Genomic DNA, 25,624 nt, shown 5'->3' on the forward strand with positions numbered 1-25,624 from the left:
TCTTTATGACCACGACCGCTTCATCCTTTGACCGTCGCTACGACCTGGACTGGATCCGGGTCGGGGCGTTCTTCCTGCTGATTCTGTACCACGTCGGCATGTTCTACGTACCGTGGGAGTGGCACGTGAAGACGCCGCATCCGGTCGAGGCCATTGAGCCGCTGATGCAACTGACCAATCCCTGGCGGCTGACCCTGCTGTTCCTGGTTTCCGGCGCCGCGACCCGGTTCATGGCCGACAAGGTCAGCGTCGGAAAGCTGACCGGCGCGCGGATCGCCCGGCTGCTGCCACCGCTGGTCTTCGCCATGTTCGTGATCGTGCCGCCGCAGAGCTATTACGAGATCGTGGAAGCGGCTGCGGCCAGTCCGGCCGCCGGGCTTGTCGTCGATCCTTATGGCGCGTTCTGGGTGAAATACGCCACCGCGTCCGGCCGCTGGTGCGACGCTGATGGCTGCCTCACTACGCCGACCTGGAACCACATGTGGTTCGTGGCCTATCTGCTGGTCTATTCCCTGATCCTGGCTCTGATGCTGGCGCTGATTCCCAGGCTGGGCGCCAAGCTTCAGGCCGGACTTGAGCGCGCTATGAAGGGACCCGGCCTACTGATCTGGCCCATCGCCTTCCTGGCCGTGACGCGGATGTTCCTGATGCCGCTGTTCGAGGTCACCCACGCCCTGACCGACGACTGGTACAATCACGCGGTGTCTTTCCCGGCCTTCCTGCTGGGTTTTGGCCTGGCCAAGTCCGAGACCCTGCGCGAACGGCTGATCAGCGCGCGCTGGCTCGCGCTGGTTCTGGCGGTTGTCTGCTGGGCGGCGTGGGCGACCTATGCCTGGATCTATCGCGCCGACGACGCCAATCCGGTTGGGGGGCTGCGGCTCGTCATGCGGTGCGTCTATTCGATCGACCAGTGGTGCGCGATCGCCGCCATCCTGGGGTTTGGCGCCAAGCACCTGAACCGTGACGCGCCGGTCCTGCGTTATCTGACCCTGGCGGTGTTTCCGCTCTACATCGTCCACCAGACCCTGATCGTGGTCATCGCCCATCATCTGGCCAAGCTGAACCTACCCCAGGGGCTGGAAGCGGCGATCCTGATCCTGGCCACCTTCGCGGGCTGCTTTGCGACCTACGAAATCGTCCGCCGGATCCCGGGGGTGCGCTGGCTGTTTGGTCTGAAGTCTCAGCCGCGCGCCGAGGCCAGCCGACCGCCGGCGCTGGCATAGGCCTGGGTCCCCCGCGTGAACACGGTGTCGCCGGGCAGGATCTGCGCGATACCGATGTCGCCGGCATTGGCCAGAAGGTCATAGATCGGCGCAAAGTCCTGCAGTGTGACCGCCTGGAGGGTCTGGATCGAGTCGATGACGAAGTAGGCCTGCTGGAAGTCGTCGATCCGGTAGGGGGTGCGCATCACCCGCTCAAGGTCAAAGCCGATGCGGTTCGGAGAGGGATCGTCTAGGGCGAAGATCGACTCGGTTCGCGAGGAAACAATGCCCGCCCCATAGATCCGCAGGCCCTGCGGCGTCTGCATCAGGCCAAACTCGACCGTGTACCAGTACAGCCGGGCCAGATTGGCCAGTCGGCCCAGTTCCAGCGCCCGCTGCCCGCCTTGGCCATAGGCCTGCATGTAGTCGGCGAACACCGGATCGGTCAGCATCGGCACGTGGCCGAACACGTCGTGGAAGATGTCGGGTTCCTGCAGGTAGTCCAGTTCATCGGGCTTGCGGATGAACTGTCCAGCGGGGAATCGGCGGTTGGCGAGGTGGTCGAAGAACACGTCGTCAGGCACCAGGCCCGGCACGGCGACCACGCTCCAGCCCGTCAGGCGCTGGAGTTCTTCATTGATCCGAGTGAAATCGGGAATCCCCGACCGGTGAAGGTCCAGGGCGTCGAGACCGCGCAGGAAGGCGTCGCAGGCTCGGCCGGGCAGCATGGCCGTCTGGCGCTCATAGAGCGTGATCCAGACCTCGTGCTCGGTCTGGGAATAGCTTTCCCAAGCCTGGTTGATGGTCCAGTCCGCCCGGGCTCCGGGCGGCGGTGAGGGGGTAAAACCGTCAGCGCTCATGAAGAGACGCTACGCCTCGTTGGCGGCAAGTGTCGTTCGGATTTTGCCGAAAAGGGCAGTGTTTCCGGCCAGATCTTGCGTCTAGTGCGAAATCCGGGGGCGAAGCTTGTAGGCGCCCTCGTCGAAGGACTCGAAGATCACCGCCGTCTGGGGATGCTGCACCGGCTCGCCGGTCTCGTCAGCCAGCAGGTTCTGCTCCGACACATAGGCGACGTAGGTGTTCTCGTCGTTCTCGGCCAGCAGGTGGTAGAACGGCTGGTCCTTGAGCGGCCGGATGTCTTCGGGAATCGACTCCCACCACTCGTCGGTATTGGCGAACACGGGGTCGACGTCGAACACGACCCCCCGGAACGGGAAGATCCGGTGCTTGACCACCTGACCGATCGCGAATTTGGCGAATCTCGAATTCATGGGGTCGAGGATAGCAGTCCCACCTGACTGAATCCTGAACGTAGAATTCCGCAGACGGATAACAAGGCTTCCGCCCGCCGTCGCCGCGTTGCTATGCTCGGCCTCGAAGTGAGGCACCGTGATTTGCGGCGTCTGCGAGACAAGGTGGAAAGACCATGTCGGAGGCGCCGCGCGCGCCCGACGCGTCCATCTCTTCCAGTGCGGAGAGCGGGCGGCGTCGGCGGCCGCCAGGCGAGCAGTCGTGCTATGCGGCGCTCGATCTGGGCACCAATAATTGCCGCCTTCTGGTGGCGACACCTTCGCCGCGCGGATTTCGCGTCGTCGAGGCCTATTCTCGCATCGTGCGCCTGGGCGAGGGCCTGTCGCAGACCGGCCTGCTGTCCGAGGCGGCCATGGACCGCTCGATGGCGGCCCTGAAGGTCTGTGCGGAAAAAATCCGCCGTCGCAAGGCGATCAAGATCAAGGCCGTGGCCACCCAGGCCTGTCGCGGGGCCGACAACGGCGCGGCCTTTGTTGAGCGCGTGGCCGAGGAGACCGGTCTTCGCCTGCAGATCATCACCCCGCGCGAGGAGGCCCAGCTGTCGGTCGCCGGCTGCATGAGCCTGTTCGACCGCGAGGCCGACGCCGCCCTGGTGGTGGATGTGGGCGGCGGTTCGACCGAGCTGTCCTGGGTTGATCTGAAAGGCGAGGGGCTGGACGCCAAGCCCCGTCAGTTCGCGGCCTGGAAGCTGCCGATCAAGGCCTGGCTGTCGATCCCCGTGGGCGTCGTAACCCTGGCTGAGCGGTTCCCCGAGGGCGAACAGGCCCAGGAGGGCTGGTTTCGCGCCATGGTCGATGACGTGAAGGGCCGCATCGAGGCCTTTCCGCATGCCGAGCCGATGCGGGACCTGTTCGCGCAGGACCGGGCGCATCTGGTCGGGACGTCGGGCGCGATCACCAGCCTGGCCGGCCTGCACCTGGGCTTGCAACGCTATGACCGCAATGTCGTCGACGGGCTGTGGATGGAACGCAAGGATTGCGAGGCCGCTGCCGACCATCTGCTGGGGCTGACGGCGGCGGAACGCGCGCTGGAGCCGTGTATTGGCGCCGATCGCGCCGATCTGGTTCTGGCCGGCGCGGCGATTCTTCAGGCCGTTCAGGAGCTTTGGCCGTGTTCGCGCGTGCGTGTGGCCGATCGAGGGCTTAGAGAGGGGCTCCTGATGTCCCTGATGTCCGAACAGCAGCGTCGCCCGCGTCGGCGCCGCCGTGGCGGGGCGTCCAAGTTGAAGCCGGTGTCCGAATGACCGAAGAAGAACCGCCCCGCAAGCGCATGGTCAAGCCGCCGGCCGGCGGCACCGACGCCGGCCGCACCAAGCCTGCGCGCCTGAAGAAGACCTATGGCCGCACCACCTCGCAGCAGGCGTGGCTGGAACGGCAGATCAACGACCCGTTCTCGGCCAAGGCTCGCGCCATGGGCTATCGCAGCCGCGCGGCCTTCAAGATCAGCGAGATCGACGAGAAGTTTGGCTTCTTCAAGAAGGGCGCTCGCGTCATCGACCTGGGCTGCGCGCCCGGCGGCTGGCTGCAGATCGCGGTCGAGCGCGGCGTCACCCAACTGGTCGGCGTCGACCTGCTGCCCGTCGATCCCGTCGAGCCTGCCCACATCCTGGAGATGGACTTCACCGACGACGCCTGCCCTCCCAAGCTGATCGAGCTGCTGGGCGGGGCGCCGGACTTGGTGCTGTCCGACATGGCGCCCAACACCGTTGGCCATCGCGAGACGGATCACCTGCGGATCGTCGGTCTGATCGAGATGGGCGCCGAGTTCGCCATCGAGGTTCTGAAGCCCGGCGGCGCCTTCGTGGCCAAGGCCTTCCAGGGCGGCGAGACCGCTGACGTCATCGCCCGGCTGAAGAAGAACTTCGACAAGGTCGTGCACTACAAGCCCAAGGCCAGCCGCGCGGACAGCTCGGAGGTGTTTCTGGTGGCGACGGGGTTCCGGGGGCGGTGACCAGGCCGGGCGGGGGCATCGAGGGTCTGGTCGCGCGGCCGTTTCGAAATCTGGCGCTTTCGATCGCCTTCGTCCTGCTGGTCGGCGCGTGCGCGATCGTTGCCTATGGCGCTGCAGGCTGGCGGTTCGGCGACGCCCTCTACATGGTCACCCTGACCATCTTCACGGTCGGCTATGGCGAGGTTCGCGCGATTGACACCGACTACTTGCGCCTCGTCACCATGGCCACGATGGTGTTCGGATGCACCGGGGTCATCATCGTCACCGGCTCGCTGGTGCAGGCCCTGACCCAGACTCAACTCGAACAGTTCTTCGGTAAACGCGTGGAAAAGACCATCGAGCGGCTGGAAGGCCACACCATCATCTGTGGCTTTGGCCGGATCGGCATGATGCTAGCCAGTGAGCTGGCGGCGGCCGGCTCGAAGCTGGTGATCATCGAGCGCGACGAGGCGCGCGCCCAGCACGCGCTCGAGCTGGGGCATCTTTGCCGGCAGGGTGACGCGACAGACGAAGCGATGCTGAAAGCGGTGCATATCGAGCGCGCCAAGGTGATGGCGACGGTGCTTGCCGACGACGCGGCCAATGTGTTCATCACGCTTTCGGCGCGCAGTCTGAACCCCAAGCTGCACATCATCGCCAGGGGCGAACGTCCGTCGACCGAGGGCAAGCTGCTGCAGGCCGGCGCGAACCGCGTGGTATTGCCCACCCACATCGGCGCAGAGCGGATCGCCGAACTGATCCTGTTTCCCGAGATGGCGCAGATTTTTCGGGGGGGACAGGCCGGCGCGACCCTCGACAAGGCCCTCGACCGTCTGGGTCTGGATCTGGAAATCCTCGTTGTTCCGCGCAGTGTCGCCCACGGGGCTCTGACCGCTGGCGACATAGAACGCCGCGCCGGCGCAGCCTTCCTGCTGCAGATCAATCGTCCCGACGGGACGGTGATCACCAAGCCCGACGTCGACCATCCCATAGAGGCTGGAGATGGCGTGGTGCTGCTGTCCAAGCTGGGGCGTGGCGCACTCGACAGCCTGTTCGAGGAAGCCGCTGCGGTCTCGGCCTAGAACCAGACCGTCAAGTGTCTTGAGCGGCTCGACAAACCTGAGCCCCGCCGCTATACCCGCGCCGCAAAATGGAGACTCCAATGGAGATTCGCGAAGGGCTCACCTTCGACGACGTTTTGCTCGAACCCGGTCCGTCCGACGTCATGCCGACCCAGGTGACGACCGAGACCAAGTTCACGCGTGAAATCAGTCTGAACATCCCGCTCGTGTCCGCCGCCATGGACACGGTCACCGAAAGCCGCCTCGCCATCGCCATGGCTCAGGCTGGTGGCATGGGCATCCTGCACCGCAATATGACGGTCGACGAACAGGCCGATCACGTGCGCGAGGTGAAGCGTTACGAAAGCGGCATGGTCATCAATCCGCTGACCATCAACCCGGAAACCACGCTCGCCGAGATCCGCGAGATCAAGGCGCGCCGCAAGATCTCGGGCTTCCCGGTTGTCGAGCGCGACACGGGCAAGCTGGTCGGCATCCTGACCAATCGCGACATGCGCTTCGAGGGCGACGACAAGGTCCCGGCCTCGGCGCTGATGACCCGCGAGAACCTGATTACGGTGTCCGAGGGCATCGATCATCGCGAAGCGCGCGAGATGCTGCGCAAGCACAAGATCGAGCGCCTGATCGTCGTCGACGAGGCCTATCGCGCCGTCGGCCTGATCACGGTCAAGGACATCGAAAAGGCCCAGGCACACCCCCTGGCGGCCAAGGACGACAAGGGCCGCCTGCTGGTCGGTGCGGCCTCGACCGTCGGCGACGCTGGTTTCGAGCGCTCGATGGGTCTGGTGGACGCCGGCGTCGACGTCGTTGTGATCGACACGGCCCACGGCCATTCCAGCCAGGTCTCTCAGGCCGTCAGCCGCCTGAAGCGCGAAGCCAACCGCGTGCAGATCGTGGCGGGCAACATCGCCACCTATGACGCCGCCCGCGCCCTGATCGACGCCGGCGCCGACGCGGTGAAGGTCGGCATCGGTCCCGGTTCGATCTGCACCACCCGCATCGTCGCGGGCGTCGGCGTGCCGCAGCTCACCGCGATCATGGAGGCCGTCCGCGCCGCCAGGGAAAGCGGAACGCCGGTCATCGCCGATGGCGGCATCAAATATTCGGGCGACCTGGCCAAGGCCATCGCCGCCGGCGCCAGCACGGCCATGATGGGCTCGATGTTCGCCGGCACCGAAGAGGCGCCCGGCGAGGTGTTCCTGTACCAGGGCCGCTCATACAAGAGCTATCGCGGCATGGGCTCGGTGGGCGCCATGGCCCGCGGCTCGGCCGACCGTTACTTCCAGAAAGAAGTGACCGACAGCTTCAAGCTGGTGCCGGAAGGCATCGAGGGCCAGACGCCGTTCAAGGGCGCCATCGCTCCGGTGCTGCACCAACTGGTGGGCGGTCTTCGCGCCGCCATGGGCTATGTCGGCGCCCCAACGATCGCCGAGTTCCAGAGCCGCGCCCGCTTTGTGCGCATCACCGGCGCCGGTCTGCGGGAAAGCCACGTCCACGACGTGATGATCACGCGCGAGGCGCCCAACTATCCGAGCGCGGTCTAGATCATGCGGGTCGCCATCGAACTTCAGCTCCTCGCCGTCGCGGTCCTGATCGGACTGGTCCACCTGCTGTGGGCCAGCGTCGCCGCGCAACCGCAGCGGGGTCTGAAGTGGAATGTCGGCCCGCGCGACGAACCGGTGGTCCTGACGGGCATGGCGGGGCGCCTTGAGCGCGCCTCCGCCAATTTTCGCGAAACCTTTCCGCTGTTCGCCGCCGCCGTGATCGTCGTCTATCTGTCGGGCCGGATCGGCTTCATCAGCGCCCACGGCGCGCTGCTCTATGTGGTGGCGCGCGCGATCTACATGCCGCTCTATGCTTTTGGCGTTCCTGTCGCGCGCAGCATCGTCTGGCTGATTTCCTTCATCGGCATCGGGATGGTCCTCGCGGCCATGGTGGTCTGACCCCATGCGCGACGGTGGACGGGTTTCAGCAGCGATCGAGGTTCTGGCCGAGATCGAGGCGCGGCATTTTCCGGTAAAGATGGCGCTCAAGCGCTGGGGCGAGAGCGCGCGCTACGCGGGCTCCAAGGACCGGGCGTTCGTGTCTGGCCTGGTGCTGGACGCCCTGCGTCGCAAGCGCTCGCTGGGCTTCATGATGGGCGACAGCTCCGCGCGCGGCGTGGTGCTGGGCGTCCTGGCCCACGTCTGGGGCTGGTCGCCCGAGCGCGTCGCCGAGGCGGCTGGCGAAGAACATGGCGCGGGCGCTCTGGCCGAGGCCGAGATCAAGGCCCTGGCCGCGCCGGCTTCGCTCGAGGATGCCCCCGCGCCCGTGGCCGGCGACTATCCCGACTGGCTCGAGCCTTTTCTGGCCCGCGCCCTCGGCGACAGCGTTCGCGACGAGATGGCGGCCCTGTCGCAACGGGCCCCGGTCGATCTGCGGATCAACACCATCAAGACCGACGCCGGGCGCGGCGCTAAAGCCGTCGCCCTGATCGGCGGCGAGCCGGCCGGCGTGCTGGACAACGCCTTCCGCATTCCCGCGCCGCAAGCCGCCGATCGCACGCCTTCGGTGGAAGCCGTTCCGGCCTTCTCCAAGGGCTGGTTCGAGGTGCAGGACCTGGGCTCCCAGATCGCGGCGACGATGGCCGGCGAGATCAAGGGCAAGCAGGTGCTGGACTTCTGCGCCGGCGGCGGCGGCAAGACGCTGGCCCTGGCGGCCGCGATGAACAACACTGGCCAGATCTTCGCCCATGACAGCGACGCCCGCCGTTTGGCCGACACGATCCGTCGCAGCCAGAGGGCAGGGGTCCGCAACCTGCAGATCCGCTCGCCGATCGAGGCCGAGCCGCTGAAGGGCCTTGAGGGCAAGCTGGACGTCGTCTTTGTCGACGCGCCCTGCACCGGTTCTGGCACCTGGCGCCGCCATCCGGACGCCAAGTGGCGGCTTTCGCCCGACCAGCTGGCCAAGCGCCAGCTCGAGCAGGACAGCGTGCTGATCGACGCCGCTGACTTCGTAAAGGTCGGCGGACGGCTGGTCTATGTGACCTGCTCGCTGCTGGTCGAGGAGAACGAGGACCGCGTCGCGGCCTTCCTGGCTCGTCGCTCCGACTTTGCCGTCAGGCCGATCGCCTTTGAGGCCATTGCCCACCACGTCAGCGCCCAGGGCTTCCTGCGCCTGACCCCGTACACCGCTGGCACGGACGGCTTCTTCGCCGCCGTGCTGGAACGAACGCCGCAATAGCCTTCTCCCCCATGGGGAGAAGGTCCGATCAGAAAACGCCGGAGACCCATCGCCCATGACCGCCCCCGCCAATCACCAGCGCGTTCTGATCGTCGATTTCGGCAGCCAGGTGACCCAGTTGATCGCCCGCCGGGTGCGCGAGGCGGGCGTCTATTGCGAGATCCATCCTTTCGACAAGGCCGAGGCCCTGGTCGATGACTACGCGCCTTCGGCCATCATCCTGTCGGGCGGCCCGGCCAGTGTGCTGGAGGCCGACAGCCCCCGCATTGGCAAGAAGCTGTTCGACCTGGGCGTACCCCTGCTGGCCATCTGCTATGGCCAACAACTGCTGTGCGACGTGCTGGGCGGCAAGGTCGAGGGCGGCCACGCCGGCGAGTTCGGCCGCGCCGAACTGACCATCGGCAAGGCCAATCCGCTGTTCGAAGGCCTTGCCGGCGTCGGCGAGCTGGAAACCGTGTGGATGAGCCACGGCGACCGCGTCACCGCCATTCCCGAAGGCTTCGAGGTCATCGCCACGTCAGTCGGCGCGCCCTATGCCGCCATCGCTGACGACGCCCGCAAGATCTACGCGGTGCAGTTCCACCCCGAGGTGGTCCACACCGTCAACGGCACGCAGGTCTATCGCAACTTCCTGAAGCTGGCCGGCCTGAAGGGCGACTGGACGATGGCGTCGTTCCGCCAGGAAATGGTCGGCAAGATCCGCGCCCAGGTCGGGACCGGCAAGGTGATCTGTGGCCTGTCGGGCGGCGTCGACAGCTCCGTCGCCGCCGTGCTGATCCATGAAGCGATCGGCGACCAGCTGACCTGCGTGTTCGTCGACACCGGTCTGCTGCGCCACAACGAGGCCGAGCAGGTCGTCACCCTGTTCCGCGACCACTACAACATCCCGCTGGTGCATGTGGACGCCGGGGCCGAGTTCCTGGGCGCCCTGGCCGGCGTCAGCGACCCGGAGACCAAGCGCAAGATCATCGGCGGCAAGTTCATCGACATCTTCGACCGCGAAGCCGCCAAGATCGACGGCGCCGACTTCCTGGCTCAGGGCACGCTCTATCCCGATGTGGTCGAGAGCGTCTCGGCGCGCGGCGGCCCCTCGGCGGTGATCAAGAGCCACCACAATGTGGGCGGCCTGCCTGACTTCATGAAGCTGAAGCTGGTCGAGCCGCTGCGCGAGCTGTTCAAGGACGAGGTCCGCGCCCTGGGCGTCGAGCTGGGCCTGGCTCCCGCCTTCGTCGGCCGCCACCCGTTCCCCGGCCCGGGCCTGGCCATCCGCATCCCCGGCGAGATCACGCCCGAGAAGGTCGCCGTCCTGCAACAGGCCGACGCCATCTATCTGGAAGCCATCCGCGAGGCGGGCCTCTACGACAAGATCTGGCAGGCTTTCGCCGTGCTACTGCCCGTGAAGACGGTCGGCGTGATGGGCGACGCCCGCACCTATGAGAACGTCCTGGCCCTGCGGGCCGTGACCTCGACCGACGGCATGACCGCCGACTTCTTCGAGTTTCCCTGGGACGTGCTGGGCAAGACCGCGACCCGGATCATCAACGAGGTCCGGGGCGTCAACCGCGTCGTCTATGATGTGACGAGCAAGCCGCCCGGCACGATTGAGTGGGAATAACGAGGCGTCGCTTTAAGGACGTCTCGGCGCGCCTGGGCCAGGACCCCGCCAACGTCGCGCCCTGAGAACGGGGGCGCCGCTGCGGGGTCGTTTGCAACCAAGAGCCCCGACCGGTTCTGGCGGACAAGGAGGTCGTTCTTGTCCGCCAGAACCTAAACCGGATCGGGTCGTGCAGGCGCGGCTTCCCTCAGGCGAGCAACTCATACGCCGGCAGGGTCAAGAACTCCTCCAGCGTCTCGGACAGGGCCATCCGTGAGAACAGCAGGGCGGCTTCTTCGAGGCGCGGCGAGGCGAAGTCGCGGCGCAGGCCGTCCATCTCGTCGGTCAGCAGGCTGACGAACAGTTGCGAAGTGATCTCGCGGCCATCATCGAGATCGGCGCCCAGCTTGATCCACTGCCACAGCTGGGTGCGGCAAATCTCGGCCGTGGCCGCGTCTTCCATCAGGTTGTAGAGCGGCACCGCGCCCCGGCCTTCGATCCAGGCCTGGGTATAACGCACGCCGACCCGGATGTTCTCGCGCACGCCCGCCTCGGTGCGGACGCCCTCGTGCAGTTCCAGCATCTGGGGCTGGGTGATGGTCAGGTCGGACAGGCGCTTGTCCAGCTGGTTTGGCGTCGGCATCAGGCGGTCGAAGACCTCCATGGCCACGGGGACCAGATCGGGGTGAGCGACCCAGGTGCCGTCATGACCGGCGCCGGCCTCCCGTTCCTTGTCCGCGCGAACCTTGGCGAAGGCGGCCTGGTTGGCGGTCTCATCGCCCTTGATCGGGATCTGGGCCGCCATGCCGCCCATGGCGAAGGCGCCGCGACGGTGGCAGGTCTGGATCAGCTTCAGCGAATAGGCGCCCAGGAAGGCCTTGCCCATCACCATGGCCGAGCGGTCCGGCGTCAGGAAGTCGGGGCGACGGCCCAGGCGCTTGATGAACGAGAAGATGTAGTCCCAGCGGCCGCAGTTGAGGCCGGCCATGTGGTCGCGCAGCTCAAAGATGATTTCGTCCATCTCGAAGGCGGCGGGAATGGTCTCGATCAGCACCGTGGCCTTGATCGTGCCATTGGCGATGCCCAGCGCGGCCTGGGCGTGGACAAACACCTCGTTCCACAGGCGCGCCTCCAGGTGGCTCTCCAGCTTGGGCAGGTAGAAGTAGGGGCCGGAGCCTTGCGCCAGCGACGCCTTGGCGTTGTGGAAGAAATACAGGCCGAAATCGAACAAGGCTCCGCTGACGGGCAGGCCATCGACCTCCATGTGGCGTTCAGGCAGATGCCAGCCACGCGGACGAATGACGAGGACGGCGGGGTTGGCTCCCAGCGCGTAGCTCTTGCCGGACTTGGGATCCACATGGGTCAGCGCGCCGGCCCAGCGGTCCTTCAGATTGACCTGGCCCTCGATCAGGTTGGCCCAGGTCGGAGAGGTGGCGTCCTCGAAGTCGGCCATGAACACCTTGGCCCCGCAGTTGAGGGCGTTGATGATCATCTTGCGATCGACGGGACCGGTGATCTCGACGCGGCGGTCTTGCAGGTCCGCCGGGATCGGGGCCACGGTCCAGTCGCCTGACCGGACGTCGGCCGTTTCGGCCAGGAAGTCCGGAGCTTCGCCGGCGTCGAACAGGACCTGGCGAGCGACCCGCGCCGCCAGCAGTTCACGACGACGCGCGTCGAACCGACGGTGTAGGTCAGCCACGAAGGCCAGGGCCTCGGGTGTCAGGATCTCTACCGCGCGACCCTCGACAGGGCCTGTGATCTCAATGTGGGCGGCGATGTCGAGGGGCATGGAGAGATCCTGTAGTCAGAAGTCGTCGTTGTGGCCGTTAGGATAGGGTCAGGCGCTCTCTTGCGCGCCCTTGGGTCGGACCGTGGGAACAATCTGGTCGCCCCAGTTGCCCGCGCCGTCATGGAAGCGGGAAGAGCGAACCAGTTCCACCGAATAGCCGGCGTCGATGGCGCGGCGCACCGCTTCGTTCAGACGGTGCGAGGCTTCCGCCACCCGGTCAACCGCGCGTTCCTGCGCGGTCGGGTTGGGCATGGCGGCGGGGGTGAAGGCGGGAGCAGACATAGGGCAGTCCTCCTATCGGTGGGGTTGGTCGCGACCTATTCGGCCGCGAACTGGTTCATGGTGTTGCCGTGGCCGCCGGCCTTCAGGGCGCGCTCTCCGGCGACCATTTCCTTGAAGGTGTCGCCCAGGTCCGAGCCGACCTCGTGCTGGTGCTTGACGGCCGAGACGCCGCGGCGGATTTCCTCGCGCTGCACCGAATTGACATAGGCCTTCATCTTGTCATCGCCGAAATAGCCGCGCGACAGCTCGTCCATGCTCTTGGCGGTCAGATGGAAGGTCGGCAGGGTGATCAGGTTGTGGAACACACCGGCGCGGGCGGAGATGTCGGTCTGGAAGGCGGCCAGGCGGGCGTCGGTCTCGCGGCCCAGGTCGGCGTCGTCATACTCGGCCGACATCAGGGCGATACCGTCAGGATAGGAGTCAGCGTGGATCTTGCCCTCGGCGATCCACTGCTCGCGCACCTGGCGGCGCAGGTTCAGGGTCCAGTTGAACGATGGCGAGTTGTTATAGGTCAGCTTGGCATTGGGCACGACCTTGCGGATTTCCGAGACCATCGAGGCGATCTCGTCGACATTGGGGGTGTCGGTTTCGATCCACAGCAGATCCGCGCCGCCCTGGGTGAGCGAGGCGATGCAGTCCTCGATCACGCGAGCGCGGCCCGTGCCGTCCTGGAAGGCGAAGAGGCCATTGGGCATGCGCACCGGCTTTTCAAACTGGCCGCCGCGATAGAGCGCCAGTTCGCCCGGCAGGATCGGATTGTCCGGCGTGATGGCTTCGGTCTTCAGCCACTTGATGTAGTCGCTGGCCAGATCGCCCGGCTCTTGGCTGACGGGCACTTTCTGGGTGAGGCCCGCGCCCAGGCTATCGGTACGGGCGACGATGACGCCCTCGTCGACGCCCAGTTCCTCGAAGGCCAGGCGGCACGCGCGCAGCTTTTCGATGAAATCTTCGCGCGGCACGGTGACTTTGCCGTCTTGGTGGCCGCACTGCTTGGCGTCCGAAACCTGATTTTCGATCTGCAGGCAGCAGGCGCCAGCCTTGATCATCTCCTTGGCCAGCAGATAGGTGGCGTTCTCGTTGCCAAAGCCCGCGTCGATGTCGGCGATGATCGGAACGACGTGGGTCTCAAAGCCGTCGATGGCCGCGATTGCGGCCTTTTCGGCCGCCTTGTCGCCGGCGTCGCGAGCGGTCTTCAGCGTCTTGAACAGGTCGTTGATCGCGACCTCGTCGGCCTGGCGCAGCGAGACATAGATCTCTTCGATCAGATCGACGACGGCGGTCTTCTCGTGCATCGACTGGTCGGGCAGGTGGCCGAAGCGGTTACGCAGGCCCGCGACCATCCAGCCGGAGAGATAGACATAGGCGCCCTTGGTGGTGCCACGCAGACGTTTGACCGACTTGATCATCTGCTGGGCGTGGAACCCCGACCAGCACCCCAGCGACTGGGTGAACTTGCTGCTATCGGCGTCGTATGCCGCCATATCGGCTCGCATGACGGTTGCCATTTCGCGGGCGATGTCCAGGTGGGTCGAGAAGGTGTTCTGCAGCTTCAGCTGAATGATGTCGTCGATGCCGACGCCGCCGGGCGTTACGCCCTGCGGATAGCGGGCCAGGACGGTTTCGCGGTGTTGAGCGTAGGTTTTGCGCAGCGTCATTGGTCTGATCCCCATCGTCGGCCGACCGCTGGGCGGTCGAAGAAAAGTTTGTAGGGAGAGCTAGCGTCGCGACCGCTCGGGCGTCGAACCTATTGAAGGTGATTTGTCACAGTCCGACTTTGTGTTTTCTGTAAATCTGTGACAAATTGACTGAATGGCGACACATGACAAAAAGCTGTTTCTCGGTGGCAGGCTAAAGCGGCTTCGCCGCGACATGGGCGTAACCCAGAGCCGCATGGCCGAGAACCTGGGCGTTTCGGCCAGCTATCTGAACTTGTTGGAGCGCAATCAGCGGCCGGTCACGGCCCAGATTCTGCTGCGTCTGGCCGACGCCTATGATCTCGACCTGCGAAGCCTGTCGGCGGATGATCCCGGCGGCGGGGCCGGGCTGGAGGAGATACTGGCCGACCGGATGTTCGCTGATCTGGGGGTCAGTCGACATGAGGCGGCCGAGGTCGCCGAGTTGTCGCCGGGCATGGCCGAGGCTATGTCGCGTCTGTATCGCGCCTATCTGGATCGGGGCCGTCTGATCGATCTGGGCGTCTTCGAGCGGCCGGATGGCTCCGTGACGTCCTCATCGCAGACTTCGACCGATTGGGTGCGCGATCTGGTCGGATCACAGCGTAACCATTTCGCCGAACTGGAGACGGCGGCCGAGGCCATCGTTGCGGCCATGAAGGCTGACCATCAGGACCTCGGACCGGCTGTGCGGGCGCGGTTGCTGGAGCGCTTCGAGATCCAGGCGCGGGTCATGCCGGTAGAGGCTATGGCCAGTTCGCTGCGTCGCTATGACCATCACCGCAAGCGCCTGATGCTCTCTGAGACCCTGGCGCCGGCCAGCCGGATCTTCGCCATGTGCTATCAGTTGGGTCTGATGGAGGCTGACGAGACGCTGTCGACCCTGGCCGATCGTTTCCAGGCGCCGGACCGCGCCACGCGTCAGCTGCTCAAGGTCTTTCTCGGCAACTACCTGGCGGCGGCGATCATGACGCCCTACGAGCCGTTTCTGGCGGCCATGGAGGCCAGCGGCTACGACATTGAGCGGGTGCGCTCGCGGTTTGGGATCAGCTATGAGCAGGCCGCCCAGCGCCTGACCACACTCAGCCGACCCGGGTCGCGTGGAACTCCGTTCTTCATGATGCGCCTGGATGCGGCGGGGAATATCTCCAAGCGCTTCGCGGCGGGTCCATTTCCATTCTCGCGCTTTGGCGGAGCCTGTCCGCGCTGGAACGTCCACGACAGCTTCAAGACGCCGGGGCGGATCATCACCCAGGTGATCGAGACCCCGGATGGTCAGCGCTATTTCACGCTGTCGCGGACGGTGCGCCGCGTCTCGGGCCTGCAGGCCGGATTGGAAGACGAGTTGGTCGTGGGGCTGGGGTGCGAGCTGAAATACGCCAGTAAGCTGGTCTATGCCCGGGGCCTCGACATGGCCTCGCCGATGACGGTCGAGATCGGCCCGTCATGCCGGATCTGCGAGCGTCCCGCCTGTCCACAGCGGGCGGCAGCTCCGATCAACAGGACCCTGCTGGTTGAGGAGTCCAGCAAGGCCCTGTCGCCTTTTCCGTTCGTGACCTGACGCTCAGGTTTTGCGGCGGGATCGGTCGTGCATTGGGGAGACGTTGATCTTGCCAGACCAACGGGATTTCGGGGCGAAACTTCAGTTCGCGCTTTGCGCTTAGCGGAGCCCCATTTTTCCCGCGATCGTTGACCAGGGAACCAGCTTGAAGTTCTGATTCTCGGGTGGCGAAACGTTGCGGCCGTCCTGGGCGATGAAGGCTCCGCCTTCCAGGCCCGCGCCCAGCGAGAGGCTGGTCACCTCCAGGCCGTCAGTTTCCGAGACGCCGTCGATGCCGGTCGCGCCGTCTGCGATCACGGCGAACGAGCCGACATAGGCGTTGTCACCCTCGCGCCGGAACAGGGCGTAGCTGTTGTTGCCCTGGCTGGAGACCACCAGATAGCCCTTGCCGCCAGCTTGCGCGTAAAGGCCCACGCCCTCCAGATCGTCCTTCAGGGCGGAGTTGTCGACCACCCGGACCACGGACTTGCGGGCCGTCCCGGTCGAGGGCTCGGCGCCCAGCTTCCACAGGGCGGTGTCTTCCTCGGCGATGTAGAGCGCGCCGGTTTCGTCGTCGGCGACGCAGCCTTCTGTCTGGGTGTCGAACTTCAGATCGCGAACCTGCTGGGCCTTGACCTTGCCGCCTGGGGTGGCGAGCAGTTTCCACTGCCGCACGCCGCCGTCGGGATCGCTGATGAACACAAAGGTTGCGCCGCTCTTGTTGCGATACATGCACAAACCGTAGGGATCGGAGAGGCCTGTCGCCTGCAGGCCGTCGGCGACGCTGGTCAGCAGCCGCGTGTCGGGATCGAGGGTGTAGATCGCGATGGCCTTGCGGGTGCGGTCGCTGGCCGTGACCAGGGTGACAGTCTTGCCGCCCAGCTTGAAGCCGCCGCGCAGGTCGACATTGTTCATCTTGCCGTCGGGCAGGGACTGCAGCAGCTTGCCCGACAGGTCATAGACGAGCAAGCCGCCCTTCTTGTCGGTGGCGATGATGGCGTTTTTCGTCGGATCGGTCGGGTGGACGAAGATGGCCGGGTCGTCGGCCGCGTCGCCGCCGTTCTCGACGGGCGGCGTCTCCATGGTCGCCTGGACGAGGGCCAGAGTGCTGGGCGTCGCCTGGGGCGCGGCCTGTCCGGGCGAGACCTTCAGGGCGCTGGCGACGTCCTGCCACGACAGCACCTGGGTGTTGGCCCCGACCTTGCGGTCGTCAGTGACCAACAGGGCGCCGGCCGGCAGGCCCGGGCCGACGGGGGCGCGCAGGCCGAACAGGCCAGCGGGGCCCTCGATGGCGTCCGCACCCTTGGCCTGGACGCGGAAGGCGCCCAGGAACCGGTCATCGGCATTGCGGTCATAGACGTTGTAGTCGCCGGCGTCGGCGTTGACGGCGACCAGGTAATTGCCCTGGTCTCCGCCGTTCAGGATAGCCAGGCCGCCCACCTCGCCCTTGATGCGGCCCAGACGGTTGATGTCGATCACGGTGGCCACAGTCTCGGCCTCGGGGTCGGCGTCATAGCGCCAGATGCCGACCGCCTGTTGGGCGACATAGAGGGCGCCCGAAGGGTCGTCGGCGACGCAGTACTTGGCTTCCGACGACAGGTGCAGACGGCGGACCAGACGGCCGTCCAGCTTGCCGTCAGCGGTGGGATACAGCAGCCACTGATCCAGTTGACCGTCGCCGCCGAGGGCGAAAGCGTACAGCGAGCCGTCGCGGGGGCTCTTGTGCAGGCACAGGCCTTCGCCGGCATAGCCCAGCATCAGCGGGCGCGCGTCGATCGCCTGGGCCTGGCCAGAGGTGAAGTCATAGCTGGAAAGGCGGATGCGGCCGGCCTGGCGATCCAGAACCGCCAGCACCGTCTGGTCGCCGATCTCGCGCGTATCGACGCCATAGGTTTCGCCGCCGGGCAGGGCGGTTTTGCGGGCGCCGTCCAGGCTATGGAACTCAAGCCCGCCCAGTTCTCCGGTCGCGGCGATGATGCTCTTGCCGGGGTCAGCGCTGTTATAGAGTAGGGCGGCGGCGTTGCCCCCGCCTTGCTCGGTGGGAACGGTCGCACCTACAGCAGCGACGCTCACCGTCGGTGCGGCCTGCGTCGCTTGGGCAAGAGCCTGATCTGCGACGAACAACAGCGCTAAAGCGCTGGCGGCGAGGTGTTGGCGGCGATGGATCATGATGTGCCCCTCTGTATCGCATCTTCGATGTGCGATTGGCCTGACCCGAAGGTGCAGACGCCAAAGCCGAGACCTGGATGCTACCGATTTGGCCTCTCCTACAGCTTTCAATCGAAGGAATACAGGTCGGCCGCGTTGCGGGCGCGCCAGGTTGGAACTTTGACGTCCTCCCAATGGCGACGCCGCCGAACTGGTAGCGCCAGCGGCTTGATTCCGGGACGCAGCTTGGTTCTGGCGTGGTCAATTGCGTCGTCACGCTATCGAGACGATGTGCAGATTTCACCGATATGTCCTAGGGTTCCTATCCAGAGTCGAGGATGATCCTACCGGATGCGCGCTACGATCAAGGATGTGTCAGCGGCCGCCGGCGTCTCGACCAAGACCGTGTCGCGTGTGCTCAATCGAGAGAAATACGTTTCGGCGGAACTGCGGCAGCGGGTCGAGGGCGCGATGGCGCGACTCAACTTTCAGCCCAGCGCGGCGGCGCGCATGTTGGCTGGAAAACGCAGCCATCAGATCGCGCTTTTCTATGACAATCAGGGCCCTCACTACATCCATCAGATCCAGACCGGGATCTGGGAACGGTGCGTTGAAGAGGGTGTGCGGCTCCTGGCTCAGCCCAGTGACGCGGCCTCGCCCAGCCTGGCCTTGGAAGTCGGTGGCCTGATCGACCAGACCCAGGTGGATGGCGTGATCCTGTCTTCGCCGGTCACCGACTCGATTGCCGCGCTTGAGGAACTGGACCGGCGCGGCATGCCCTATGTCCGCATCTCGCCCGGCACCGATCATGGCCGCAGTCCGTCGGTGTCGATGGACGACGTCCAGGCCGCCGACGACATGACCAGCCACCTGATCGCGCTGGGACACAAGCGGATAGGCTTTATCGTCGGCCACCCCAATCACACGGCCAGCGACCTGCGGCTGTTCGGCTATCGCCGGGCGCTGGACCGCGCCGGCCTGGCGTTCGAGCCTCAATATGTCCGGCCGGGCCTGTTCGACTTCGCCTCGGGCGTGGAGGCGGCCGAAACCCTGCTCGACTTGCCCAATCCGCCAACCGCGATCTTCGCCAGCAATGACGACATGGCCGCCGGCGTGCTGACGGTAGCCCATCGGCGGGGCATGGCGCTGCCGGGGGACCTTTCGGTCGCCGGCTTTGACGATATCGCCCTTGCCGGACAGCTTTGGCCGCCTTTGACCACGGTGCGACAACCGACGCGGCAGTTGGCCTATGCCGCCGCCAGCCTGCTGTTCGAGGGCGTCGGGAGCCCGGCCCACCGCCGCTTGCCGCACGAGCTTGTGCTGCGCGCATCGACCGCCGCGCCCAAGACCTCTTCGTAGAGGGCCAAGCCTAGGCCGGGATCAGGAACTTCGCCGCCAGGATGCTCAACATCAGGGCGATCACCGTGGCGATGACGATGATGAGCAGAGGGCGCAAGCCATGCTCGGTCAACGATTTCATGTTCGAACGAATGCCTGTGGCGGTCACCGCGCAGGCGAGCAGGGCGGCGGCAGCCTTGCTGGAGCCCTCGGCCACCACGGCAGGTATCAGGCCGAACGAGTTGATGGCCGCCAGGCCGAAAAACCCGACCACGAACCAGGGCAGGATGAACGTGGAGATCCTGGCCTCGGGATCCTTGGGAAAAAACACTGCTACCACCATCATCGCCGGGGCCAGCAGCGCCACGCGGGTCAGCTTGACGATGGCGGCGTTCTCTCCGGCGGCCGGCGAGAACGAATAGCCGGCTCCCAGGGACTGGGCGACGTCGTGGATCGAAGCGCCCAGCATGAAGCCGGCCTGGACGTCGCTGAAGTGCAGGTGGCGCGCCAGGATCGGATAGACGGTCATGGCCAGTGTGCTCATCGCCGAGATGCCGACCAGCACCAGGGTCAGTTGGGCCTGTGGCGTGCGGCGCTCACCCAGCAGGCTGGCGAAGGCCATGGCCGCCGAGGCCCCGCAGATCGCCACGGCGCCGCCGCACAGCGCGCCGAACGCCCCCGAGAACCCGAAACGTCGAGCCAGGAATACGCTGCTGCTCAGGGTGATGGCTACGATGGCGACGACCGCGAGCAGGGCGGCGGGACCCAGCTGGACGATCTGGCCAAAGGTGATGCGCGTGGCGACCAGCACGATGCCCCAGCGCAGCAGGGTGCGCGAGGCGATGGCCAGGCCAGGCTCGAGTCGCGTGTCTTCGGCGAGGAAGCTCATCGACAGGCCAAACAGCAGGCACATCAGGGTGAGCGGCGCGCCGTAGTGGTCTGAGACATAGGCTGCAGCCAGGGTCGCCAGGGTCGCAACAGCTAGGCCGGGCGCATAGACGCTGCCTCGGATCATCGATTTTCCCCGGAATCGTCCCGATTCACGCAAATTTCGCAGCGCAAGTCGCCATACACCAATGTGACACCGTTATCATATCGGAGGCGCTGGGCAACCGGATGAAGCGACGTCACCCGAGAATTCGGAATACTCGGTGCAACAATCGGACGGATTTCGTCTGTGAATTGTCAAATATAAGATTTTGAAAATACAATTCGCTTTGAAAAATTCTAATACATCGCATTTGGGCTCGATGCACAAATATATATTGACTTTTCTGAGTAAATTGACTCGCTGTGATGAACTTTATAAGTAAGTCCAGTTCGTTTCGCCAATTTTTTTGCGTTAGCGGTGAAATTTTTTGGATGCGAAGCAGCGTTGCCATAACGTCGCTCTTCGCTAGTATGACAGCGATGACATACCTGATTGCCCCTCCTGAAAGCCGCCCCCTGTATGAGGGTGGCCCGCGCGTATCCTCGGTCGCTTGGGGGATGTGGCGCTTTCGCGGCGCTGATGTCCGCGCGGCGCGATCGCTGATTCTGGCCGCGCTTGACGCCGGCGTGACCCTCTTTGATACGGCCGATATCTACGGTCCCGACAACGGCGAAGGCTTTGGCGCTTCAGAGGCTCTGCTGGGTCAAGTCCTGGCGGCGTCGCCTGAGTTGGCCCATCGAATGGTTGTCGCCACCAAGGGCGGCATCGTCATCGGAACGCCCTATAACTCCAGCGAGGCCTACGTCGCTTCGGCCATCGATGCGTCGCTGCAGCGCCTGGGCGTTGAACACGTCGCGCTGTGGCAGATCCATCGTCCGGACATCCTGACCCATCCTGCTGAGACCGCCCGCGCGCTGGAAGCCGCGCACAAGGCCGGAAAGATTGGCGCAGTGGGGGTGTCGAACTACACACCCTCGCAGGTCGAGGCCCTGGCGGCGCATCTGTCGCTGCCGGTCGTGTCCTGCCAGCCCGAGTTCTCGCCTTTGGCGATCGCCCCCCTAAGTGACGGTGTCCTGGATCAGGCTATTGCGCGGAGCATGACGGTGCTGGCCTGGTCGCCCTTGGGTGGCGGACGTCTGGCGTCGCCGACGGATGACCGCGCTCGCGCCGTGAGCGCCATTCTCGACGAGATCGCCGAGACGTTCGGCGTGTCCCGGTCGGCGGCGGCCTATAGCTGGATCATGGCGCATCCCGCCCACCCCATTCCAATCGTCGGCACGCAAACTCCGGCCCGTATTGCCGAAATCCCCGACGCTTATCGGCCGCGCTGGACGCGCACTGACTGGTATCGCGTCCTCGTCGCCTCCATGGGAGCGCCCTTGCCATGAACCGTCCCCCTAGCGAGATCAGCTGGTTTTCCGCCCTCTGCGACGACGACTACGAGTTCCTGGGTGTTCCGGATCTGAAGCTGAAGTCCAGCTGGGAACACTGTCGTGATATCGTCCTGCAGGCCGAGTCCGGTGGGTTTGACAACATCCTGCTGCCGTCCGGCTATGAGCTGGGCATCGACACCACGGCTTTCGCCGCCGGCGTCGCGCCGCTGCTGCGTCGAATGCGCCTGCTGATGGCCGTGCGGATCGGCGAAATGTGGCCGCCACAACTGGCGCGGCAGATCGCGACGATCGACCGGATGCTGGGCGGCCGCCTGACCGTCAACATCATCTCCTCTGACATGCCAGGAGAGAAGCTGGCCTCTGCTCCGCGCTATGCTCGCACCGTCGAGGCGATGAGCATTCTCAAGACCATGCTGAACGGCGAGGCGCTTGATCACCAAGGCGAGTTCTGGAACCTGAAGCTGGATCCGCCGCGCGTTGGCACAGTCTCGGGCAAGGCCCCGTTACTCTATTTCGGCGGCCTGTCGGAAGATGCCCGTGAGGCCGCCGCCAAGGGTTGCGACGTCTTCCTGATGTGGCCGGACAAGAAGGAGGTGGTCGCCGAGATCATCGCCGACATGACCGCCCGCGCCGCCAAGTACGGCCGTGCGCTGCGCTACGGCTACCGCGCCCACGTCGTCGTTCGCGACAGCGAGAGTGAGGCCCGCACCGCCGCCGACCGGCTGCTAAGCAAGCTGGACGAAGACGCCGGCGCCGCCATCCGCGCCAAGTCTCTGGACTCGACCTCGGTTGGGGTCCAGGCCCAGGCCGCGTTGCGCGCAGGCGCCAAGGACGATGGCTACGCCGAGGCAAACCTTTGGACCGGGGTGGGCAGGGCGCGTTCGGGCTGCGGCGCGGCGATCGTCGGTGATCCCGATCAGGTGCTGGCCAAGCTCAACGACTACCGCGACATGGGCATCGAGGCCTTCATTCTATCGGGCTACCCGCACGCGGCAGAGGCGGACCTGTTTGCCCGCCATGTGTTGCCGCACATCGACCATGGGCCGCTGGTCTAGTGCACGCCTCCAACGATCACCACGCTGGGAGCCGGCCTTTCGTCGTCGGCATCGGCGGCACGGCCGGCGGTACGTCCTCGACCGAGCGCGCCCTGGCGATCGCCATGAAGGCCGCCGCTGCGCGCGGTGTCGACACCCAGATGTTCGGCGGCGAGTTCCTGGCGCGGCTTCCGATCTATGTGCCCAAGGCGCCGCAGCGGACGGCCGAGGAGATCCAGTTCGTCGAGACGGTGCGCCGTGCCGACGGCCTGGTGATCGCCTCGCCCGGCTATCACGGCAGCGTCTCGGGCATGATCAAGAATGCGCTGGACCTCCTCGAGGAAACCGCGCGCGACAGTCGGGTCTATCTGAGCGGCATGCCGGTGGGCCTGGTGGTCACCGCCTATGGCTGGCAGGCGACGGGCAGCACGATATCGGCTTTGCGATCAATCGTGCACGCGTTGCGTGGCTGGCCCACGCCGATGGCCGCCGCGATCAACACCTCCGCGTCGCGGTTCGGAGACGACGGAACCTGCGAGGATCCTGCCGTTACAGCACAATTGGGCCTGATCGGCGATCAGGTCGCCGACTTTCTGCAACTGCATCGGAAGTCGGCATGACCGCCCTGGGAGGGTGCTGAAAGGCCTCTCAGTTTTTCTAGAAAGACCAAGCCTCAACAAGAGGCGAATAAGCCTACCCAAGAGGTAGGAATTAAAAAGTGGGAGGGAATTGAGACATGAAAATTCACACGAAACGCGCGCGCATGCTGGTCGGCACGGCGCTCACGACGCTGGTTCTGGGTGGCTTCGCGGCCACGCCGGCCCTGGCCCAGTCCAATGACGACGCGCCGGTCATCGCTGAAGTGATCGTTACCGCACAGAAGCGCTCGGAAAACCTGCAGAAGGTTCCGATCTCCATCAGCGTCGTCAGCGGCGAAGCCATGGAGCGCGCCAACGTCAATTCGGCGGAACAGCTGATCCAGATGGCGCCGTCCCTGACTTTCAGGAAGGGCAACACCAACAAGGACTCGGCCCTGACCGTGCGTGGCGTGGGCACCGTCTCCTTCGCATCGGGCGTTGAGCCTTCGGTCTCGACCATCGTTGACGGCGTGGTCTATGCCCGTAGCGGCCAGGCCACCGCCGATTTCCTGGACCTGGAGCGGATCGAAATCCTGCGTGGCCCGCAAGGCACCCTGTTCGGCAAGAACGCTTCCGCCGGCGTGATCAGCCTGATCACGCGCGCGCCGAAGCAAGAAAAGAGCGGCTATATCGACGCCTCCTACTACGAGGGCAACGAGTACAGGCTGCGCGGCGCAATCTCGGGTCCGCTCTCGGATACGCTTGCCGGGTCGCTGGCCGGCTTCTTCAGCCACTATGACGGCAACGGCAAGAACGTCTTCAACGGCGAAGACGTGAATGGCTACGAGCACAATGGCCTGCGCGGCCGCCTGCGCTGGGAGCCGAATGAAGACCTTACCGTCGATCTGATCGCCGACTATTCGCACAACGTCGACACCGGCTATGCTGACAGCATCGGCACGGTGTTCTCGAGCGCCTACAACGACGCCGTGTTCTCGCCGTCGCTGAAGCCGCTGACGCCGGGCGCCGGCAACAAGGACATCGACAACGACCAGTCACCGTCGACCAAGGACATCAACAGCGGCTTCTCGGCCCAGGTGAACTACTCGTTGGGCGACTATACGGTCACCTCGATCACGGCCTATCGCAACTGGAAGAACCAGCAGGCGCGGGACGGTGATTTCCGCTCTGACTCTCCAAAATACGTCGCGACTGGAGCCCTGGCGGCTGACATCCGGACTGCCGACTATGGACGGCTGAACTTCGACCAGTTCACGCAGGAACTGCGGCTCGCGTCCCCGACCGGCCAGTTCTTCGAATATGTCGGCGGGCTCTATTATTACCATACTTGGGAGAGCAACTACTTCACCCGTACGGTCACCAATTGCACCAGTTCAACCCTGGCGCCGGTGACCCTGGGCGCTCTGGGGGCGGCAACGCCCTGCGCGCCGGGCTCCTCGACCTATGCCGCCAACCAGGGCATCGGCGAGTTCTCCGCGACCCTGACCAACTACGCCGCCTTCGGGCAGGGCACGCTGAACTTCTCCGAACGTCTGCGCGGCATCGTCGGCGCGCGCTGGACCCAGGACAAGATCGAGTTTGTCCATCGTCGCCTGCGCACCTCGGGCGCGGCAGCCCTTAGCGGCGTCAACCCGACCTTCTCGGGAACGGGCGGCACCAAGGCTGACGGCTGGTCGGGCAAGGTCGGCCTGCAGTACGATGTCCTGCCGACCATTCTGGCCTATGGCAGCTATACGCGGGGCTACAAGGGCCCGGCGATGAACGTGTTCTTCAACATGCAGGCCACGGACAATTTCGGTATCGCGCCGGAAACCTCGGACGCCTACGAGATCGGCGCCAAGTCGCGCCTTCTGGACGGCCGCCTGATCCTGAACCTGTCGGCGTTCAACACGACCTATGACAACTTCCAGGCCACGAACCTGGATCTGATCGGCACCACGGTGGTTTCGCGCCTGACCAATGCCGGCACGGTCAAGACCCAGGGCTTTGAGGCCGACTTCACGCTGGAGCCGATCCGGAACCTGCGTCTGAACGGCGGCTACGCCTATATCGACGCCAAGATCGACAAGTTCAAATGCCCGCCCACCGGCGCCTGCCCGGCATTGGCGATCAACGGCAAGCCTCTGCCCCTGTCGTCCAAGCACAAGGTCTCGTTGAACACGAGCTACTTCGTGCCGCTGGAAGGCCAGAAGTTCGACTTGGACTTCAATGTCGGCGCGCAATACCAGAGCAAGATGGGTTTCGACATCAATCAGAACCCTAACGCTGTCCAGAAGGGCTATGGCACCATCGACGCCAGCGTCGCTTTTGTCAGCAAGGACAACAGGTTGCGCCTGGCTCTGATCGGCAAGAATCTGGCCGACCAGCAGTTCGTCATCAATCGCATCCCCAACGGCGCGTCGTTCCTGCGGCAGATCACGCCGCGTGACGCCGAGCGCTATTTCGGCGCGAGCCTCCGCTACAACCTCTTCTAGTCCGCCTATCCTGCAAACGGGCCCGGCGACCTTTCCCCAAGCCGGGCCCGTTCTTTTTCAGATCGTATCGCGTGACGATGCG

21 protein-coding genes are annotated in these 25,624 nt (G+C 65.2%); 14 read left to right on the top strand and 7 right to left on the bottom strand.

The annotated features are described in order from the left end of the window. Window positions 1-5 precede the first annotated feature (5 nt). Window positions 6-1,223: an acyltransferase family protein gene (locus tag ACN2C7_RS09550; protein WP_419321280.1), complete on the top strand. Its 1,218-nt coding sequence runs from the start codon at window positions 6-8 to the stop codon at window positions 1,221-1,223. Here ACN2C7_RS09550 and phhA read toward each other — a convergent pair. Continuing rightward, a complete protein-coding gene (gene phhA, locus ACN2C7_RS09555; protein ID WP_419321281.1) occupies window positions 1,181-2,062 on the bottom strand; it encodes a phenylalanine 4-monooxygenase in 882 nt (293 codons plus the stop codon). The two genes, ACN2C7_RS09550 and phhA, sit on opposite strands and share 43 nt — an antisense overlap. Before the next feature lie 81 nt (window positions 2,063-2,143). Then, on the bottom strand, window positions 2,144-2,473 hold the full coding sequence (gene hspQ, locus ACN2C7_RS09560; protein WP_419255669.1) for a heat shock protein HspQ: 330 nt from the start codon (window positions 2,471-2,473) through the stop codon (window positions 2,144-2,146). A gap of 155 nt (window positions 2,474-2,628) precedes the next feature. Here hspQ and ACN2C7_RS09565 point away from each other — a divergent pair, with 155 nt between their 5' ends. From ACN2C7_RS09565 to guaA, 7 genes are all read left to right on the top strand, one after another. Then, a complete protein-coding gene (locus ACN2C7_RS09565; protein WP_419321283.1) occupies window positions 2,629-3,756 on the top strand; it encodes a Ppx/GppA phosphatase family protein in 1,128 nt (375 codons plus the stop codon). Further along, window positions 3,753-4,463, top strand: coding sequence for an RlmE family RNA methyltransferase (locus tag ACN2C7_RS09570; RefSeq protein WP_419321284.1), 711 nt, complete (start codon window positions 3,753-3,755; stop codon window positions 4,461-4,463). Before ACN2C7_RS09565 ends, ACN2C7_RS09570 begins: the two co-directional genes overlap by 4 nt. Beyond that, window positions 4,460-5,524 carry a potassium channel family protein gene (locus tag ACN2C7_RS09575; protein ID WP_419321285.1) on the top strand — a complete coding sequence of 355 codons (1,065 nt, stop codon included), beginning with the start codon at window positions 4,460-4,462 and terminating at the stop codon, window positions 5,522-5,524. Before ACN2C7_RS09570 ends, ACN2C7_RS09575 begins: the two co-directional genes overlap by 4 nt. An 80-nt stretch (window positions 5,525-5,604) precedes the next feature. Continuing rightward, window positions 5,605-7,068 (top strand): IMP dehydrogenase, encoded by a 1,464-nt coding sequence (guaB, locus tag ACN2C7_RS09580; protein ID WP_419321286.1) that lies wholly within the window; start codon window positions 5,605-5,607, stop codon window positions 7,066-7,068. Between the two features lie 3 nt (window positions 7,069-7,071). Continuing rightward, complete coding sequence (locus ACN2C7_RS09585; RefSeq protein WP_419321287.1) at window positions 7,072-7,467, top strand: MAPEG family protein; 396 nt, start codon at window positions 7,072-7,074, stop codon at window positions 7,465-7,467. A gap of 4 nt (window positions 7,468-7,471) precedes the next feature. Next, the gene (locus ACN2C7_RS09590) at window positions 7,472-8,746 is read left to right on the top strand and encodes an RsmB/NOP family class I SAM-dependent RNA methyltransferase (RefSeq protein WP_419321288.1); all 1,275 of its coding nucleotides are present in this window, start codon (window positions 7,472-7,474) and stop codon (window positions 8,744-8,746) included. 55 nt (window positions 8,747-8,801) lie between these two features. Beyond that, entirely contained in the window at window positions 8,802-10,361 is a 1,560-nt protein-coding gene (guaA, locus tag ACN2C7_RS09595) for a glutamine-hydrolyzing GMP synthase (protein ID WP_419321289.1), read from the top strand. A gap of 187 nt (window positions 10,362-10,548) precedes the next feature. Here the strand turns inward: guaA and aceB are convergent, their stop codons facing one another. The 3 genes from aceB to ACN2C7_RS09610 are packed head-to-tail and all read right to left on the bottom strand — an operon-like array spanning window position 10,549 to window position 14,066. Next, complete coding sequence (gene aceB / locus ACN2C7_RS09600; RefSeq protein WP_419321290.1) at window positions 10,549-12,129, bottom strand: malate synthase A; 1,581 nt, start codon at window positions 12,127-12,129, stop codon at window positions 10,549-10,551. Between the two features lie 48 nt (window positions 12,130-12,177). Further along, window positions 12,178-12,411 (bottom strand): hypothetical protein, encoded by a 234-nt coding sequence (locus tag ACN2C7_RS09605; RefSeq protein WP_419255660.1) that lies wholly within the window; start codon window positions 12,409-12,411, stop codon window positions 12,178-12,180. Between the two features lie 35 nt (window positions 12,412-12,446). After that, window positions 12,447-14,066, bottom strand: coding sequence for an isocitrate lyase (locus tag ACN2C7_RS09610; protein WP_419321292.1), 1,620 nt, complete (start codon window positions 14,064-14,066; stop codon window positions 12,447-12,449). Between the two features lie 154 nt (window positions 14,067-14,220). On the opposite strand from ACN2C7_RS09610, the gene ACN2C7_RS09615 reads away from it, so the two are divergent. Beyond that, complete coding sequence (locus ACN2C7_RS09615; protein WP_419321293.1) at window positions 14,221-15,645, top strand: helix-turn-helix domain-containing protein; 1,425 nt, start codon at window positions 14,221-14,223, stop codon at window positions 15,643-15,645. A 99-nt stretch (window positions 15,646-15,744) separates the two neighbouring features. On the opposite strand, the gene ACN2C7_RS09620 is transcribed toward ACN2C7_RS09615, so the two are convergent. Next, window positions 15,745-17,793 (bottom strand): phytase, encoded by a 2,049-nt coding sequence (locus tag ACN2C7_RS09620; protein ID WP_419321294.1) that lies wholly within the window; start codon window positions 17,791-17,793, stop codon window positions 15,745-15,747. Between the two features lie 330 nt (window positions 17,794-18,123). On the opposite strand from ACN2C7_RS09620, the gene ACN2C7_RS09625 reads away from it, so the two are divergent. After that, window positions 18,124-19,131 (top strand): LacI family DNA-binding transcriptional regulator, encoded by a 1,008-nt coding sequence (locus ACN2C7_RS09625; protein WP_419321295.1) that lies wholly within the window; start codon window positions 18,124-18,126, stop codon window positions 19,129-19,131. A 10-nt stretch (window positions 19,132-19,141) separates the two neighbouring features. Here the strand turns inward: ACN2C7_RS09625 and ACN2C7_RS09630 are convergent, their stop codons facing one another. Further along, window positions 19,142-20,125 (bottom strand): YeiH family protein, encoded by a 984-nt coding sequence (locus ACN2C7_RS09630; protein WP_419321296.1) that lies wholly within the window; start codon window positions 20,123-20,125, stop codon window positions 19,142-19,144. Between the two features lie 281 nt (window positions 20,126-20,406). Between ACN2C7_RS09630 and ACN2C7_RS09635 the strand changes: the two genes are divergently transcribed. The 4 genes from ACN2C7_RS09635 to ACN2C7_RS09650 all read left to right on the top strand — a co-directional run bounded on the left by ACN2C7_RS09635 (window position 20,407) and on the right by ACN2C7_RS09650 (window position 25,542). Continuing rightward, a complete protein-coding gene (locus tag ACN2C7_RS09635; RefSeq protein WP_419321297.1) occupies window positions 20,407-21,429 on the top strand; it encodes an aldo/keto reductase in 1,023 nt (340 codons plus the stop codon). After that, window positions 21,426-22,490 carry an LLM class flavin-dependent oxidoreductase gene (locus ACN2C7_RS09640; protein ID WP_419321298.1) on the top strand — a complete coding sequence of 355 codons (1,065 nt, stop codon included), beginning with the start codon at window positions 21,426-21,428 and terminating at the stop codon, window positions 22,488-22,490. Before ACN2C7_RS09635 ends, ACN2C7_RS09640 begins: the two co-directional genes overlap by 4 nt. Next, window positions 22,490-23,089 carry an NADPH-dependent FMN reductase gene (locus ACN2C7_RS09645; protein WP_419321299.1) on the top strand — a complete coding sequence of 200 codons (600 nt, stop codon included), beginning with the start codon at window positions 22,490-22,492 and terminating at the stop codon, window positions 23,087-23,089. Before ACN2C7_RS09640 ends, ACN2C7_RS09645 begins: the two co-directional genes overlap by 1 nt. A 116-nt stretch (window positions 23,090-23,205) precedes the next feature. Then, window positions 23,206-25,542: a TonB-dependent receptor gene (locus tag ACN2C7_RS09650; RefSeq protein WP_419321300.1), complete on the top strand. Its 2,337-nt coding sequence runs from the start codon at window positions 23,206-23,208 to the stop codon at window positions 25,540-25,542. The last annotated feature ends 82 nt before the right edge of the window (window positions 25,543-25,624 follow it).

The organism is Caulobacter sp. ErkDOM-E (assembly GCF_048541895.1).
In the GTDB taxonomy this organism is placed as follows: Bacteria; Pseudomonadota; Alphaproteobacteria; order Caulobacterales; family Caulobacteraceae; genus Caulobacter.

What these genes read in the sequence shown, in the direction of transcription:
- ACN2C7_RS09550 (WP_419321280.1), top strand. Translation starts at nt 6, where the DNA reads ATGACCACGACCGCTTCATCCTTTGACCGTCGCTACGACCTGGACTGG.
- phhA (WP_419321281.1), bottom strand. Translation starts at nt 2,062, where the DNA reads ATGAGCGCTGACGGTTTTACCCCCTCACCGCCGCCCGGAGCCCGGGCG.
- hspQ (WP_419255669.1), bottom strand. Translation starts at nt 2,473, where the DNA reads ATGAATTCGAGATTCGCCAAATTCGCGATCGGTCAGGTGGTCAAGCAC.
- ACN2C7_RS09565 (WP_419321283.1), top strand. Translation starts at nt 2,629, where the DNA reads ATGTCGGAGGCGCCGCGCGCGCCCGACGCGTCCATCTCTTCCAGTGCG.
- ACN2C7_RS09570 (WP_419321284.1), top strand. Translation starts at nt 3,753, where the DNA reads ATGACCGAAGAAGAACCGCCCCGCAAGCGCATGGTCAAGCCGCCGGCC.
- guaB (WP_419321286.1), top strand. Translation starts at nt 5,605, where the DNA reads ATGGAGATTCGCGAAGGGCTCACCTTCGACGACGTTTTGCTCGAACCC.
- ACN2C7_RS09585 (WP_419321287.1), top strand. Translation starts at nt 7,072, where the DNA reads ATGCGGGTCGCCATCGAACTTCAGCTCCTCGCCGTCGCGGTCCTGATC.
- ACN2C7_RS09590 (WP_419321288.1), top strand. Translation starts at nt 7,472, where the DNA reads ATGCGCGACGGTGGACGGGTTTCAGCAGCGATCGAGGTTCTGGCCGAG.
- guaA (WP_419321289.1), top strand. Translation starts at nt 8,802, where the DNA reads ATGACCGCCCCCGCCAATCACCAGCGCGTTCTGATCGTCGATTTCGGC.
- aceB (WP_419321290.1), bottom strand. Translation starts at nt 12,129, where the DNA reads ATGCCCCTCGACATCGCCGCCCACATTGAGATCACAGGCCCTGTCGAG.
- ACN2C7_RS09605 (WP_419255660.1), bottom strand. Translation starts at nt 12,411, where the DNA reads ATGTCTGCTCCCGCCTTCACCCCCGCCGCCATGCCCAACCCGACCGCG.
- ACN2C7_RS09610 (WP_419321292.1), bottom strand. Translation starts at nt 14,066, where the DNA reads ATGACGCTGCGCAAAACCTACGCTCAACACCGCGAAACCGTCCTGGCC.
- ACN2C7_RS09615 (WP_419321293.1), top strand. Translation starts at nt 14,221, where the DNA reads ATGGCGACACATGACAAAAAGCTGTTTCTCGGTGGCAGGCTAAAGCGG.
- ACN2C7_RS09620 (WP_419321294.1), bottom strand. Translation starts at nt 17,793, where the DNA reads ATGATCCATCGCCGCCAACACCTCGCCGCCAGCGCTTTAGCGCTGTTG.
- ACN2C7_RS09625 (WP_419321295.1), top strand. Translation starts at nt 18,124, where the DNA reads ATGCGCGCTACGATCAAGGATGTGTCAGCGGCCGCCGGCGTCTCGACC.
- ACN2C7_RS09630 (WP_419321296.1), bottom strand. Translation starts at nt 20,125, where the DNA reads ATGATCCGAGGCAGCGTCTATGCGCCCGGCCTAGCTGTTGCGACCCTG.
- ACN2C7_RS09635 (WP_419321297.1), top strand. Translation starts at nt 20,407, where the DNA reads ATGAACTTTATAAGTAAGTCCAGTTCGTTTCGCCAATTTTTTTGCGTT.
- ACN2C7_RS09640 (WP_419321298.1), top strand. Translation starts at nt 21,426, where the DNA reads ATGAACCGTCCCCCTAGCGAGATCAGCTGGTTTTCCGCCCTCTGCGAC.
- ACN2C7_RS09650 (WP_419321300.1), top strand. Translation starts at nt 23,206, where the DNA reads ATGAAAATTCACACGAAACGCGCGCGCATGCTGGTCGGCACGGCGCTC.